General features: G+C 56.0%; 13 protein-coding genes and 1 tRNA gene. 7 read left to right on the top strand and 7 right to left on the bottom strand.

Annotated elements, in window-relative coordinates; translation table 11 throughout:
* Nucleotides 1–966: 966 nt before the first annotated feature.
* From F3I47_RS16895 to F3I47_RS16880, 4 genes are all read right to left on the bottom strand, one after another.
* Nucleotides 967–1,043 (bottom strand) — tRNA-Pro (locus tag F3I47_RS16895).
* A 124-nt stretch (nt 1,044–1,167) separates the two neighbouring features.
* On the bottom strand, nt 1,168–2,859 hold the full coding sequence (gene eptB / locus F3I47_RS16890; RefSeq protein ID WP_150029922.1) for a kdo(2)-lipid A phosphoethanolamine 7''-transferase: 1,692 nt from the start codon (nt 2,857–2,859) through the stop codon (nt 1,168–1,170).
* A 305-nt stretch (nt 2,860–3,164) separates the two neighbouring features.
* Nucleotides 3,165–3,593 carry an organic hydroperoxide resistance protein gene (locus F3I47_RS16885; protein WP_009088357.1) on the bottom strand — a complete coding sequence of 143 codons (429 nt, stop codon included), beginning with the start codon at nt 3,591–3,593 and terminating at the stop codon, nt 3,165–3,167.
* Between the two features lie 95 nt (nt 3,594–3,688).
* Nucleotides 3,689–4,153, bottom strand: coding sequence for a MarR family winged helix-turn-helix transcriptional regulator (locus tag F3I47_RS16880; protein ID WP_046100928.1), 465 nt, complete (start codon nt 4,151–4,153; stop codon nt 3,689–3,691).
* Nucleotides 4,154–4,214: 61 nt separating this feature from the next.
* Here F3I47_RS16880 and F3I47_RS16875 point away from each other — a divergent pair, with 61 nt between their 5' ends.
* Nucleotides 4,215–4,811 (top strand): HD domain-containing protein, encoded by a 597-nt coding sequence (locus F3I47_RS16875; RefSeq protein ID WP_150029923.1) that lies wholly within the window; start codon nt 4,215–4,217, stop codon nt 4,809–4,811.
* Between the two features lie 37 nt (nt 4,812–4,848).
* On the opposite strand, the gene F3I47_RS16870 is transcribed toward F3I47_RS16875, so the two are convergent.
* The gene (locus F3I47_RS16870; RefSeq protein ID WP_009088351.1) at nt 4,849–5,145 is read right to left on the bottom strand and encodes an HTH-type transcriptional regulator; all 297 of its coding nucleotides are present in this window, start codon (nt 5,143–5,145) and stop codon (nt 4,849–4,851) included.
* A 731-nt stretch (nt 5,146–5,876) separates the two neighbouring features.
* Between F3I47_RS16870 and F3I47_RS16865 the strand changes: the two genes are divergently transcribed.
* From F3I47_RS16865 to F3I47_RS16840, 6 genes are all read left to right on the top strand, one after another.
* On the top strand, nt 5,877–7,475 hold the full coding sequence (locus F3I47_RS16865) for a gamma-glutamyltransferase family protein (protein WP_150029924.1): 1,599 nt from the start codon (nt 5,877–5,879) through the stop codon (nt 7,473–7,475).
* Nucleotides 7,476–7,678: 203 nt separating this feature from the next.
* Nucleotides 7,679–8,395 (top strand): DUF3053 domain-containing protein, encoded by a 717-nt coding sequence (locus F3I47_RS16860; RefSeq protein WP_009088346.1) that lies wholly within the window; start codon nt 7,679–7,681, stop codon nt 8,393–8,395.
* A 443-nt stretch (nt 8,396–8,838) separates the two neighbouring features.
* The gene (locus tag F3I47_RS16855) at nt 8,839–10,773 is read left to right on the top strand and encodes a PTS mannitol transporter subunit IICBA (RefSeq protein ID WP_150029925.1); all 1,935 of its coding nucleotides are present in this window, start codon (nt 8,839–8,841) and stop codon (nt 10,771–10,773) included.
* A 94-nt stretch (nt 10,774–10,867) separates the two neighbouring features.
* Nucleotides 10,868–12,016: a mannitol-1-phosphate 5-dehydrogenase gene (gene mtlD / locus F3I47_RS16850; RefSeq protein ID WP_150041179.1), complete on the top strand. Its 1,149-nt coding sequence runs from the start codon at nt 10,868–10,870 to the stop codon at nt 12,014–12,016.
* 64 nt (nt 12,017–12,080) lie between these two features.
* A complete protein-coding gene (mtlR, locus tag F3I47_RS16845) occupies nt 12,081–12,626 on the top strand; it encodes a mannitol operon repressor MtlR (RefSeq protein ID WP_181161962.1) in 546 nt (181 codons plus the stop codon).
* A 102-nt stretch (nt 12,627–12,728) separates the two neighbouring features.
* The gene (locus F3I47_RS16840; RefSeq protein WP_058957163.1) at nt 12,729–13,091 is read left to right on the top strand and encodes a YibL family ribosome-associated protein; all 363 of its coding nucleotides are present in this window, start codon (nt 12,729–12,731) and stop codon (nt 13,089–13,091) included.
* Nucleotides 13,092–13,099: 8 nt separating this feature from the next.
* Here the strand turns inward: F3I47_RS16840 and F3I47_RS16835 are convergent, their stop codons facing one another.
* Both F3I47_RS16835 and sodA read right to left on the bottom strand, forming a co-directional pair.
* Entirely contained in the window at nt 13,100–14,068 is a 969-nt protein-coding gene (locus tag F3I47_RS16835; protein WP_140029633.1) for a VirK/YbjX family protein, read from the bottom strand.
* Nucleotides 14,069–14,269: 201 nt separating this feature from the next.
* A complete protein-coding gene (gene sodA / locus F3I47_RS16830; protein ID WP_009088335.1) occupies nt 14,270–14,887 on the bottom strand; it encodes a superoxide dismutase [Mn] in 618 nt (205 codons plus the stop codon).
* Nucleotides 14,888–15,001: the final 114 nt, after the last annotated feature.

Below are 15,001 nucleotides of genomic sequence, written 5' to 3'. Positions count from 1 at the left end.
GCGGCTTATTGACGCATCAATTTGTCAACAGTTGCAAAGAACGTCAATACAAGGGTTACTTATTTACACAGAGTGTGAGGAATAGCATGCAACGGTAATAAATACCGTTTCCGCACAAAAGCCATACAATGCACAGTGCTGCAGCCCCGATATCCGTGCATTGTGCTGGATGCCAGCTTTATCGCTAGTGATTCTCACCGCTAAAAAACTTAAAACTTTTACCGGCAAATGTTGAATAACTGAACGATTCACCGTGCGTTATGACGTTCATCCAGCGGAATATGCTGGTTTTGATGTATAAGAAATCAGCATGTTGCTGCTTTCGGTCATAAGAAGAACGTGTCGCGAATTATGGTGGCATCTCTGATGTGGCAAGGCCTGCGAGCAGGAAAACGGCGATAATAACGGCTGGCAAGCATCTGGCGCGGCGAATGCCTTTTTCTGGAACTTTCTGGAAGAGGGCAGATAAAACGTGCAGCAGTGAAGGACAGGGTGAGCCGATTCGCTGTGAGAGCGCATCTATGATCGTATCTGCTTAGCGGGGAGATCGAGCCTGCTCAGGTAACCCGGTCAGATCGGAAAGTCGCTTAAACCATCCCTGGACGCTCGGCCCACGCCATCCATGGCGTGGGACGCTTTCCTCTTCTGACCGGGTTACCTGCGCTTTAAGTTTATGCGTTGCGGTCAGATTCATTTGAGGTTCAGGTCTGAATAGCGTCAGATGCGACTGCCGGACGTGAAGCGAAGGGAGCATACGCCTGTAGCAAAGCATAGCGGGCCAGGGATGGCCCGCGCTGAGCCCGCCAGGGATGGCGGGTTTTGCGTCTTTGCGAAAGGCGTATGCTCCCTGAAGCCGGCTCGGGATGCGGCTACCAGGAATATGCTTCCTGAAGCCCGCTCAAAAATCACTCTTTGCCTTTCAACAGACGAAAAAAAACCTGTCTTTTCAGACAGGTTTCTTAAAGATGGTCGGCGAGAGAGGATTCGAACCTCCGACCCACTGGTCCCAAACCAGTTGCGCTACCAAGCTGCGCTACTCGCCGATGGGGGCGCATGTTACTGCTACCCCGGATTAGCGTCAACCGCTTTTTAAGCTTTTGCCGCCGATCGCCTGGAAAGCATGCGGTTACCGGAAATCAGCCGCCTGCCCTCCCCTTTCGTACACCATTACAGCGATTTAGCCTGACTTTTCGCCGGTGCCTGACACCAGTTATTGGCCGGGTTAATGCCGCCATCTGGCGAGGTATACCCCAGACAACCCAGGATGGTATCGAACAGCTCAACGTGACGATGGATTCGACCCACACGCTGCTGCGCCTGCAGACGCTCAAAATTACTGCGGTTCTGGCTGTCTTCCAGATACTTATCAGACGCCCAGACCATCATCGGCACGCGGAACTGCTCAGGCGGCGCCATCTCACGCGGCGTGCCGTGCAGATGCATATTCTCGCTGATCGACTCCCCGTGGTCGGCGGCATAGAAGACAATCGCTTTCTTATCACGCAACTGATCCAGCACGCTGTCCAGCATGCTATCCACATAAAGCACCGAGTTATCGTAAGCGTTGATCAACTGCGCTTTGCTGCAGGTCTCATCCACCCCCATACACTCCGGCTGATACTTCGCGAAGCTGCGCGGGTAACGCTGTGAATAGAGATAATGCGACCCTTTGGTATGCAGGATCACCAGATGCTTGCCCTTCGGGAAACGATCCAGCGACGCCTTCATCTCAGGCACCAGCAGCATATCATCCACGGCTTTGCCCTGATTGCGCTTCTCGGAACCGATCTGCTCACGGAAGGCAAAGTTATTGGCATTAACGTTGTCGTAGAACCAGACTTCGCTTTGCATCGCAAACAGCTCAGAGGTGAAGCCCAGCTCTTTCATCACCGCAAACACATTCTGCTCTTTCAGCGTACGGCCCGGATTATTCATCGTGCCGCCTTCGCGCACGAACATGCAGCGCAGCGACAGCTTGGTCGCGGTATCACAGGATTCACCCCGGAACGCGACCAGATTTTTCTCTTTCGACAGTTTAGGTGTGGTGTCACGCTCATAACCCAGCATACCCATGTGATCCCAGCGCGTGGTCTCACCAATCACAAACACCACATAGGTATCATCCAGCCCGGCAGGCGCGACGTAGGTAAACTTCTTCGCCGGATCCAGCAGCTCCTCGCTTTGCAGCGACTCATCCATGCGGGTCCAGGCAAACAGTCCGACCGCCGCCAGCCAGTTGGAAGGAAGATAAGAGTGCGCGACCACGCCGCCGTAGCTCGGCAGATCGATGTTCGTGATCTCTTCATTATGCTTCTGCAGCTTGTCGAAATAACGGATTGGCAGCCAGACCAGCGCCACGCAGAGCAGCATAATCAGGGTCGGTTTCAGACGCTGTCCCGGCGTACGCAGCTGCTCATTCAGCGTCATGCTCAGCCGGTTGCGCCAGATCATCAGCAACGGTAAAGCACTGACCAGCACCATCCACAGAACGAAGTGGTAGCCGATCACCTCTTTAGAGAGATCGGTGTCGGTGGTCATCACCGACGCCACAATGCCGTAGCCAATCACCACGTTGAAAAACGCCATGTAATAGGCGGCGGCAACAGAAATCAGCACAATCAGCGTGGCGAGCACGCGATAAAACCACTTGCCTCCCAGCGACAGCAGGCGCATCAGGAAGAATGTCAGCAGCACGATCGCCACAACCTCAGTGACCGCCGTCAGCCAGTTCGTGACTGTAGATTGCTTCAGAAAACCGTCAAAACGACGATAGAAAATCGGTAAATTCAGCAAGATACCGAGATAGAGCGCCAGCAATAGCGATAACTTTTGCTGCGTTAGCGTTTTAATGTAATTCATGAAAAAGGGGGTTTCTCCGGTGTGAAGCGCCTGACAAATCTTTAATGTGACTGCCGAAACGCGGCAGAGTTCGCTGAATAAGCGGGCCGGACAAGATGAAGGAAAATTCTGAACGGGTTTATGGGCTATAACGCGAGGTGGCCCAGTAAAACATGGCTGCGTTTGATAGACCAGAAAATAATCTTTGTCGACCTGATTAGCACATTTTTTGTACAAGACAGATCGTGGCGGGCAAACAGAGGGTGGCAGAGTGGAATCGGCGATGAAAAAAAGAGGGGCCTGAGAGACTCAGGCCCGCTGCTCGCTTAGCGAATGATATTCAGCGTCACATCAATGTTGTTGCGGGTCGCGTTTGAGTAAGGACAAACGATATGCGCCGCATCAACCAGCTTCTGCGCTTCTGCTTCATCCATGCCTGGCAGATGGATGTTCAGGGTCGCTTCGATACCAAAGCCGTTGGGAATAGGACCGATACCGACTTCACCTTCGATCCAGGCATCTTTTGGCATGGCGATCTTGTCACGGCCTGCCACAAACTTCATCGCACCGATGAAGCAGGCAGAGTAGCCCGCAGCAAACAGCTGCTCAGGGTTAGTCGCTTCGCCGCCTGCACCGCCCATCTCTTTCGGGACACCCAGTTTCACGTCCAGTACACCGTCAGAAGAGGTTGCACGACCATCACGACCACCGGTTGCTTTGGCTTTGGCGCGGTAAACCACTTGTTCTAAAGACATGACATTTCTCCGTTACGCTATTTAATCGCCCGCTACTTATCTGTGCGATATCAGGCGATGAGGTTTAACGGGTGCCACGCACCCGTCAGCAATTTTTATCGGGACTGGTTCAGGTTATCCCGCAGCCCATCCAGCTCTGTTTTCAGCGCCAGCAGGGTCTCATCGTCACAGGCTGTGGCGCATTTCACCGCTTCAGGAATAGAGGCGGCTTTAATGCGCAACGCCTCGCCCGCTTCGGTGAGCGTCACAGCAACCTGACGCTCGTCCTGACGGGTACGCTGCCGGTTAATCAGACCTGCGCTCTCCAGTCGTTTCAGCAGGGGCGTCAGGGTGGCGGAGTCTAAAAAGAGCTGCTCGCCGATCTCTGAGACGGTGACATCATCTTTCTGCCACAGCACCAGCATCACCAGATACTGCGGATAGGTGATGTCGAGCTGGCTCAGCAACTGGCGATAGACTTTATTCATCGCCAGGTTGGCAGAGTAAAGCGCAAAGCAGAGCTGCTGATCGACCAACAGTGGCATCGGTTTCACTTTTTTGTCATCTTGATCACTGTTCATGGTGTTTAATATAGGTAGCGCACTAGATAATTGCAAGCAAACTTTTATCAGGGGAACAGGCATGCAGAATTCACTGGAAGAACAGGCGCGTCGTTTCGCCACCGAGGCGCATGCCCGGGCCGGTCAGCGCCGCAAATATACCGACGAGCCTTACATCGTTCATCCGGCGGCGGTCGTGGAGCTGGTGCGCAGCGTCAGCCATGATGATGCCCTGCTGGCAGCCGCCTGGCTGCACGACACCGTGGAAGATACACCGACCACGCCGGGCGATATAGAAGCCCACTTCGGCGCGCGCGTGGCCAGCCTGGTAGAAATGCTGACCGACAGCGCGCCTGCCACGGCCAAAAATCGGGCAGCCCGTAAACTGGCGCACTTTCGCCATACTGCCAGCGCCAGTCCTGAGGCGCAAACCATAAAACTGGCCGATATCATCGACAATACCCGCGCGATTGTGCGCTTCGATCCTGACTTTGCCCGCGTCTATCTGGTGGAAAAGCAGATACAGATTACGCTGCTGAAACAGGGCGATGCACAGTTATGGCAGCAGGCTTCCACCATTATAGAGAGTGGGATCGCACAGCTGCGGGAATCACCCTATAACGTCCCGGAAAGCTGGTTCGTGAAGCAGGCCGCCAAATACAGCGAATTACATGCATAAAAAACCCGCCAGCGGCGGGTTCTTTTCTGAAGCAGGCTTAGTCGAGCAACTGCCGTCCAAGATAGGGATTGGCATGTAACAACTTCATCAGTTTCTGTGCCGTCGCAGAAGGACGGGTGCGCCGGGCTTCCCAGCTTTTCACGGAAGATACGCTGACGCCCATCACTTTAGCAAACTCATCAACCTGCATGCCGGTCATTTCGCGCAGGCGCTGTGGCTCTGGCTGAGCGGGTTGCTGACGCTGAATCAGTAAGTCGGCGGCGCGATCATCACGTGTCAAAACAATCTGCTCAAGGCTGCTGAGCAATTCAAACATCGGGTCTTTTAATTCCATAGAGAACTCCTTAAAACTCGCTATGAAGCACGTGAAAGTAGAGAGGTAAGAGCCTCAACCTGGGGCTCTGAAACCGGGCCTGTTACAGGCTGGATCCCGCAAGGGTTTGTTTTTGTTATTTTTGAAACCACTACGGGACGCAGCCTGCTGTGCACTGCTTTAAAAGGTGTCAGTTCAATGCAACAAATGCCGGGAGACTAAGTATGGATAGAGACCTGACTATTTGCCGCGCAATTTCTCATTATTTTTTTCACTATCTTTTGCCGGAGATGTTCCGGCGCCGCTAAGATGCTGAGGCAGCTGGTTTTTGTGCCCTCATAGCGGACAAAAAAATCAAATGCTGTTTGCTATTTATGCGGGTGCCGTCATGCTTTTTGCAGGCATCTTCTCAATTTTGTGAGGCGGTCTGCCTCTTCAGATAGTGAGTGCAAAATATACGCCAATGGTTTACTTCCTGAACACTTATATTCACTGCCTTTATGAAATTAAGAATAGTCCTGGCAACCCCCTGTGCGCGGCCGCGCGGCGGCTCACAGCAGGTTGTGGATGAATCACCTATTCTGCACGGCCAGACATCACCGGATAAAACAGCAGACTCCCTGATGAAACGGTCTCTGCCTTCTGCCGGTGCAGCGCTCCGTCAATGCTGATGCGCCTGCGCGAAAGAAGTGCAGGCGCTATGGCACGCCGATGACGGCCAGACCGGGAGCTGAACTCTCTAAGGAAAAGCGATGCGTGAAACAGATTTCAATGTCGGCTATCCCTCTTATCGCGTACCGATGATGGGACGTAACGCTGTCGCCACCTCCCAGCCGCTGGCGGCGCAGGCCGGTCTTCGTATGCTGCAACAGGGAGGTAACGCCGTGGATGCGGCGGTCGCCACGGCCATGGCCTTAACCGTGCTGGAGCCGACCGGAAACGGCATCGGCAGCGATGCCTTTGCCATTGTCTGGGACGGTCACACGCTGCACGGGCTGAACGCGTCCGGCCGTGCGCCCGCCGCCTGGCATCCTGAACGCTTTGCCGCTTCAGACACCATGCCTGAAACCGGCTGGGAGTCCGTCACCGTGCCGGGGGCCGTCTCGGCCTGGGTCACCCTGGCTGAGCGCTTCGGCACACTGCCGCTGACCACCCTGGCGCAGCCAGCGATCGATTATGCGCGCGACGGTTTTCCGGTTTCACCGCTGATTGCTCAGCTCTGGCAGCGCGGCTATGACAAGCTGCGGGATCAGCCTGGCTTCAGCCGCTGCTTTGCGCCGCAGGGCCGCCCGCCGCGCGCGGGTGACATTTTCCGCAACCCGGCGCAGGCCACCACCCTGCAGGCGATAGCTGAGAGCCGGGGAGAGAGTTTTTATCGCGGCGAACTGGCGCAGAAGATGGCAGCCTTTGCCCGCGAGCATGGCGCAGCCCTGACGCTGGAGGATTTGAAAAATCATCGCGCCGACTGGGTCACCCTGCTCTCCCATCCGTTTGCCGGCGGATCGGTTCAGGAGTTGCCGCCTAACGGTCAGGGCATCGCCACCCTGATTGCGCTCGGCATCCTGGAGGAGTGGGAGATTCATCGCTACGCGCCCGATTCTCCGCAGTGGCTGCATCTGTCGATTGAGGCGATGAAGCTGGCGCTGGTCGATCTGGAGCGCTATGTCACCGATGAAGATCACCTCGAATTTCCGGCTGACCGCCTGCTGAGCAGCGACTACCTCCGCCAGCGCGCCGCGCTGATTGACCCCGGCCAGGCGGGCGATTTTCGCTTTGGGTCGCCGCAGCAAAGCGGCACCGTTTATGTGGCCACCGGCGATGCCAGCGGCATGATGGTTTCATTTATTCAGTCTAACTACATGGGATTTGGCTCCGGGGTGGTGGTGCCTGAGACGGGCATCAGCCTGCAGAACCGGGGTGCCGGGTTTTCACTCGACCCCTCTCATCCCAACCTTGTGGCGGGGGGTAAGCGCCCCTTCCATACCATCATTCCGGCCTTTGCGCGGGATGAGCAGGGCCAGCCGCTGATGGCGTTTGGCGTAATGGGCGGCCCGATGCAGGCGCAGGGGCATGTCCAGCTGGCGCTGCGCATCATGCTTCACCGGCAAAATCCTCAGGCGGCGATCGATGCGCCGCGCTGGCGGGTGGTGCAGGGACGCGAGGTGGTGTTTGAGTCAACGATCGATCGCAACACCCTGAGCACCCTGCGCCGCATGGGACACAACGTGGTGCTGGAAGATCCGCTGAGCAATTACAATTTTGGCGGTGCGCAGGCAATCGTGCGCGATCCTCAGGGCTTCTACATTGCGGCCAGCGAGAGCCGCAAAGATGGTCAGGCGGTGGTGTTCTGAAGCGAGGTTCAGCCTGCTCAGCATCACTGAGGGCGTGCTGCCCGGCACGCCCTGACGCCCCGGCGCGGAGGTGCGACGGCGCGGGTTGCAGAAAGTCTCTGTTTCACGTGTGGTTTCACATTGTGCCGTGACCAGGGATTGTTCTATTCTTTAGGCCATTCTTACCTGGATATCAGACAGTATCACCGACAGGAGTTGAACCCATGGCTTCAGGACTTACCCGCATCCTGGCACGCAGCGGCATGATGATCGCTGGCGTGCTGATCGTGCTGCAGCTCACCGCGTGCGGTGATAAAGAAGGCGAGCAGCGCAAAGCATTTATCGATTTCCTCCAGAATACCGTTATGCGCAGCGGCGAGCATCTGCCCAGCCTGAGCGAAAATCAGAAGCAGAGTTTTGGCAACTTCGCCAGCGACTACGCCATCCTGTATGGCTTCTCGCAGCAGGCGAATAAAGCCGTTGAGCAGGGGATGCGCCCGGTGGTCGATGAGCTGTCTGCCATTCGCGTGCCGCAGGATTACCTCAGCCGTCGTGACTCACTCCGCCAGGCCACCAGCGCTTTGGTGATCGTCACGCAGCAGATTGAGAGCGCCAAAATGCAGGCGGACAGCAGCAAAGCGACCCTGAAGCAGCAGGATGATCTGAAAAAAGTCTACGACAGCGCCTACAACAAAGTGGTGACGGTGCCTGCCAATCAGCTGATCCCGCTGTTGCCTCAGCTTCAGGCGCTGAGTCAGGGCGCGGTCCAGGCCGGCGACTTCCTGCAATCGCAGGGAACCCGCGTCAGCTTCAATGATGGCGGTGTGCAGTTCCCGACCCAGGAGCAGGCTTCGCAATACAATGCGCTGATGAGCACCGTGTCAGCCAATGCGCAGGCTCTGCCTCAGGCTCAGGCCGCCGTTCAGGCGGGTCTGCAGTAACACTTTTTACGGGCAGGCACCGATCGCCTGCCCCTCTCCCTGCCCCTTTTTTTCCCCGCCTCTTCTGCCCCTGAATTCCCCGCTGACTAAAGTGTGATCTGGCGCATTTTCGACCAAAAATAGTTTGTGATCTCAGTCACATTTACATAACAAACCCTGCCATCACGAATGTGATATTCATCACAGATAAGCCGGTGCGCCGGTCAGAATTCAGGCAAAGTCACCGTGCCCGCCTCTGTATTTGTGATCAAAGTCACGCTAATAGCCCCCGTCCCCACCGCAAATGAGTGATGTGGATCACACTTATTCCGGGCCCTACGCAGTGCCAGATTCGCGTGATAGAGTCCGCGTGCATACAGTAATACCACCGGCTCTGGTCGGGGTGGCTAAACAAAAACAAACGCGCTCTCCTATTGCAGCGCGTCTCAATAAGGGGTGGGTTTATGTCCTCATCAGTCAAGGTCAAAGTACAGAGCTTTGGTCGCTTTCTGAGTAATATGGTGATGCCAAACATCGGGGCGTTTATCGCCTGGGGTATCATCACTGCACTGTTTATTCCAACCGGCTGGATCCCTAACGAAACGCTGGCCAAACTGGTCGGCCCGATGATCACCTACCTGCTGCCGCTGCTGATCGGTTTTACCGGCGGGCGTCTGGTGGGCGGCGATCGCGGCGGCGTGGTCGGTGCTATCACCACCATGGGTGTGATCGTGGGTGCCGATATGCCAATGTTCCTCGGCGCGATGATTGCCGGTCCGCTGGGTGGCTGGGCTATCCGCTCGTTTGACCGGGCGATCGACGGCAAAATCAAAAGCGGCTTCGAGATGCTGGTTAACAACTTCTCGGCCGGTATTATCGGGATGATCCTGGCGCTGCTGGCTTTCCTCGCCATCGGCCCGCTGGTGGAAGGTCTGTCCCACATTCTCGCCGCCGGCGTGAACCTGATGGTGCAGAACAACCTGCTGCCACTGACCTCCATCTTCGTTGAACCGGCGAAAATCCTGTTCCTGAACAACGCCATTAACCACGGCATCTTCTCGCCGCTCGGTATCCAGCAGGCGAGTGAAGCGGGCAAGTCGATTTTCTTCCTGATCGAAGCCAACCCGGGCCCGGGTATGGGCGTGCTGATGGCCTACATGTTCTTTGGTCGCGGCAGTGCCAAACAGTCTGCGGGGGGTGCGGCGATTATCCACTTCCTGGGCGGCATCCATGAAATCTACTTCCCGTATGTGCTGATGGCCCCTCGCCTGCTGCTGGCGGTGATCCTGGGCGGGATGACCGGTGTCTTCACGCTGACCGTGCTGAACGGCGGCCTGGTCTCTCCGGCTTCACCCGGTTCTATCCTGGCGGTGCTGGCGATGACGCCAAAAGGTGCCTACTTCGCCAACATCGCGGCGATTGCTGCCGCCTTCGCTGTCTCCTTCGTGGTCTCTGCGATTCTGCTGAAAACCAGCAAAGTCAAAGAAGATGACGATATCGAAGCGGCAACCCAGCGCATGCATGAGATGAAAGCGCAGTCGAAAGGTCAGGGTGCAGCGGGTGGCGCTATCGCCAGCGATGCCATGAGCGTCGATCTGCATCACGTCCGTAAAATCATCGTCGCCTGTGATGCCGGTATGGGCTCCAGCGCCATGGGCGCAGGCGTGCTGCGTAAGAAAGTGCAGGACGCGGGTCTGAGCAATGTTTCGGTAACCAATACCGCCATCAACGCTCTGCCAGGCGATGTCGACCTGGTGATCACCCACCGCGACCTGACCGAACGCGCCATTCGCCAGGCTCCGCATGCACAGCATATTTCGCTGAACAACTTCCTCGACAGCGCGCTCTACAGCACCCTGACCGAGCGTCTGGTGGCGGCAAACCGCAGCGACCTCCATCGTGAAACGGTCAACACCGCCCTGTCAGACAGTTACGATGAAGGCAACGCACACCTGTTTAAGCTGGGCGCGTATAACGTCTTCCTCGGCCTGAGCGCCAGCAACAAAGAGCAGGCCATCCGCTTTGCGGGTGAGCAGCTGGTGAAAGGCGGTTACGTTGAGCCTGAATATGTTGAGGCGATGCTGGCGCGTGAAAAACTGACGCCGACCTACCTCGGCGAGTCGATCGCGGTGCCGCACGGCACGGTGGAAGCCAAAGATCGCGTGCTGAAAACCGGCGTGGTGTTCTGCCAGTATCCGGCAGGCGTCCTGTTCGGCGAAGATGCGGACGATGTGGCGCGCCTGGTGATTGGTATTGCTGCCCGCAACAACGAGCACATTCAGGTCATCACCAGCCTGACCAATGCGCTGGATGATGACAGCGTGATTGAGAAGCTGGCGAACACCAGCAGCGTGCAGGAAGTGCTGGATCTGCTGTCAGGCAAACCGGCACTCGCGTAATTCAAGGCTGTTTTTCCCTGGGGCGGTCATGCCCGTCCCGATTTCCTGGGGCGGGTTTGCTCGCCCCATCGTCATTTGATATGGGTCAAAAATTATGAAAGCGTTACATTTCGGAGCAGGAAACATTGGTCGCGGCTTTATCGGCAAATTACTGGCTGATGCAGGTATCGAACTGGTTTTTGCTGATGTGAATCAGGCGGTGCTGGATGCACTGAACGCGCGTCATGAGTATCCCGTTCATGTGGTTGGCGAGCAGGCCAGAACAGAAACCATTAAAGGCGTCAGTGCGGTAAACAGCACCAGTGATGAAATCGTCACCCTGATTGCGGAGGTGGATCTGGTCACCACCGCCGTGGGGCCGCAAATCCTGGAGCGTATCGCCGGGAGCGTAGCCAAAGGGCTGGCAAAACGCAGCGACAAAGGTAATACCCGTCCGTTGAATATCATCGCCTGCGAGAACATGGTGCGCGGCACCAGCCAGCTGAAACAGCATGTGCTGAAGGCGCTGCCCGAACAGTATCACGCCTGGCTGGAGCAGCATGTCGGCTTCGTGGATTCCGCCGTTGACCGCATCGTGCCGCCAACCGAAGCGGGCAGCAGCGATCCGCTGGAGGTGACGGTTGAAACCTTCAGCGAGTGGATCGTGGATAAAACCCAGTTCAAAGGTGACCTGCCGGCTATTCCGGGCATGGAACTGACCGACAACCTGATGGCGTTTGTCGAGCGTAAGCTTTTCACCCTGAATACCGGCCACGCGATTACCGCCTATCTCGGCCAGATGGCGGGTCACCAGACCATTCGCGATGCCATTCTTGACGAAAAAATCCGGGCCGTGGTGAAAGGCGCGATGGAGGAGAGCGGCGCCGTGCTGATTAAGCGCTACGGTTTTGACGCAGAGAAACATGCGGCTTACATCCGCAAGATCCTCGGCCGTTTTGAAAACCCCTATCTGAAAGATGAGGTTGAGCGCGTCGGGCGTCAGCCACTGCGTAAACTCAGCGCGGGCGATCGCCTGATCAAGCCGACGCTGGGGACGCTGGAGTACGGGTTACCGCACGCCAGCCTGGTGCAGGGAATTGCCGCAGCGATGCACTATCACAGCGATCAGGACCCGCAGGCGCAGGAGCTGGCTGCGCTGCTGGCAGAGAAAGGTCCACAGGCGACGCTGGCGGAGATCTCAGGGCTGGATGCTGACAGCGAGGTCGTGGCTTCGGTGGTGAGCGCCTGGCACGCTATGGCATAATGCGCGCGTGTTAGTGACGCAAGCCGGGCGCAGTTCGCCTGCGCCCAACGGCGGTATTGAACCCATGCAGGCAATAATGGAAGAGAAGCAAGCTTTTGAGAACCGGGTGCTTGAGCGCCTGAACGCCGGTCGTTCGGTGAGAAGCTTTCTGATCGCCGCCGTTGAGCTATTGGCGGAAGCCGTCAATCTGCTGGTGCTGCAGGTGTTCCGCAAAGATGACTATGCGGTCAAATATGCGGTAGAACCGCTGCTGCTGGGCGATGGGCCTCTAGGCGAACTCTCGGTTCGCCTGAAGCTGATCTACGGCCTGGGCGTCATCAGCCGGCACGAATATGAAGATGCTGAGCTGCTGCTGGCGCTCCGCGAAGAGCTGAATCACGACACCGGGGAGTATCGTTTTACCGACGATGAAATTCTGGGCCCTTTTGGCGAGCTGCACTGCGTGACCGCCTGGCCGCCCGCACCGGTGTTTCACACCGACGATGCAGAACTGCGCAGCATGCAGCAGCAGCGCTATCTGCAGATGGTGCGATCCACCATGGTTCTCTCCCTCACCGAGCTTATCGCCCGCATCAGTATGAAGCAGGCGTTTAAAAAGTCCGGCAGCTAATCCCGTCAGGCGCCCTTGCGGCGCCTTTTTTGCCTTAACCTGTCGGGAACCGGCGCCAGATTTGGTGTATCCTTGGCCTGTTTTCCTCAACGAGTTGTTGTCATGAAAGAGCAAGAAAAGAACGAAATCAAACGTCTCAGCGATCAGCTGGACGCACTGAACCGCAAAGAGCCGCAGTTACTGGAATCGGGTGATGCCGAGAAACTGGGCGCGCTGCTGAAAGAGAAAGAAACGCTGGTCACGGAAATTGAGCGTCTGCGCAATCAGCGGGTTGAAAAGCTGAGTGCTGAAGCGCAGAAGCTGCAAAAGATGGGCTTCAGCCGCGAAATTACCAAAAAAGAGCAGGCAAATCTGGGTGCGCTGAAGAAAAGCGTGCGCGGCCTGGTCGTGGTGCATCCAATGACCGCGCTGGGACGTGAAATGGGTCTGAAAGTGATGACCGGCTTCGCCAGAACCGCATTCTGAGCCCGCGATCAGGCGGCAGCCTGATCGACATCGGCTTTGTGTTCGCCGGCGGCGGCATAAACCTGCTCCGCCAGCGAATCCAGCAGTTCATAGCGACGGCGATACTCTGCCCGCTTCTTACTGGCGATCTCCTCCAGCGTTTTACGCGGCAGGCTCAGCGGCAGTCTGAACATCCCGTCCGGGCGAGCCTCGCCACTCAGCGACAGCCAGAACTCACTGTAGCTGGCAAAGAACTTATCCCCTTTGCTGTGACGATAACGCAGACTGCGGAAGACGTGCGTCTCATCGCCCACCGCCAGAATAGCTTCCACGCCGCACTGCTTCGCCACAATAAATACCGCTTCCATTAACAGGCGTTTCGGAAAGAGACCCTGCGCCGCTTTGGTCGCCTCGCGGATCACCTCATTATTGATATGTTTCCGCGGGCCCTGTAATCCGCCAATTAATAAGGTGCGCTGGTTATTCTCGTTCAGAATAGAAAAAGAGAGCGAGGCGATCACTTCGTCGTTATAACGCAATACCAGCGTCACTTCACCTTCACGGTCGAAATAACCCGAGCTGCAGGAGAGCAGGAATTTCTCGCCATTTTTACCGGTCAGCGTCGCCAGCGGATTATCAGACGCGCTCTGCAGCAGCTGACGCAGCGCCGGATTCGCCAGATTATTCATCAGGGTGTAGTGATCGAGAATGGCCTGTGCGCGGGCCGCAATGCTCATCCCCGAGCGCAGATAGGGCCGGTGCAGCTTGGCTGGCAGCAGTCCCTGGGTGCTCATCAGCAGGGCGCGCTGTGGTAATTGCGACAGCGCATCCAGATAATGCAGCGTGGTCAGCGGCGATATTAATGTTCTTAACACAAATTTCAGCCGGAAGCGTTTACTCAGCCAGAGTTTATCCGGCACATATTTCCCACTGATTAACTGGAAAAAAAGCGAGGCAGTTGAATCGGTCGTGGATTCATGAGTAGTTATAATTGACATAATCAGCGACACACAAAGAGTTAAGCAACGATGTCACTGAAAATAACATGGCCAATATCAACGGCAGGTTAATATCGGACAACATTAAAGCGGATATTTTACGATTTCTGGTTCACTTTGAGACTGCATAAAATAGGGATAAAAAAAACCGGCAAAATAGAATTTACCGGTTTATCTTCATTATGTTTACGTTTGGTTAACTTACTGAGCAGCAGCGAAACGCGCAGCCGCTTCGTCCCAGTTAACCACGTTCCAGAACGCTTTGATGTAATCAGGACGTTTGTTCTGATACTTCAGGTAGTAAGCGTGTTCCCACACGTCCAGACCGATGATCGGGAAACCAGACACGCCGGCAACCGCTTCGCCCATCAGTGGGTTATCCTGGTTTGCGGTGGACACCACAGCCAGTTTGTCACCCTGCTTAACCAGCCATGCCCAGCCAGAACCGAAACGGGTGGCTGCCGCTTTCTCGAACTCTTCCTGGAATTTTTCTACGCTGCCGAAATCTTTCTCAATCGCGGCTTTCAGGTCGCCCTGCAGCGTGGTGCCGGTTTTCAGGCCTTTCCAGAACAGGCTGTGGTTAGCGTGACCACCTGCGTTATTGCGCAGCGGGCCTTTTTTGTCTGCTGGCAGCTGATCCAGTTTGGTGATCAGCTCGTCAACCGGCAGATTGGCAAATTCAGTGCCTTCCAGCGCCGCGTTAGCGTTGTTCACATAGGTCTGGTGATGTTTGGTGTGATGGATTTCCATCGTCTGCTTGTCGAAATGCGGTTCCAGTGCGTCGTATGCGTAAGGCAGGGATGGCAGTGAATAACTCATGTTCTTCCTCTCCATTTAGTGGGTGCAGCACGACGGATTCAGGACGTGCCGCGTAAGCAGTCGAATCATTATAGTTAAATTCATGTAGCGTAAAAGGGTAATCAATGCCCTATA

It is taken from the genome of Pantoea sp. M_10, from assembly GCF_008631515.1.
In the GTDB taxonomy this organism is placed as follows: domain Bacteria; phylum Pseudomonadota; class Gammaproteobacteria; order Enterobacterales; family Enterobacteriaceae; genus Pantoea; species Pantoea anthophila.
This window is presented reverse-complemented; position numbering and strand designations above follow the sequence as displayed.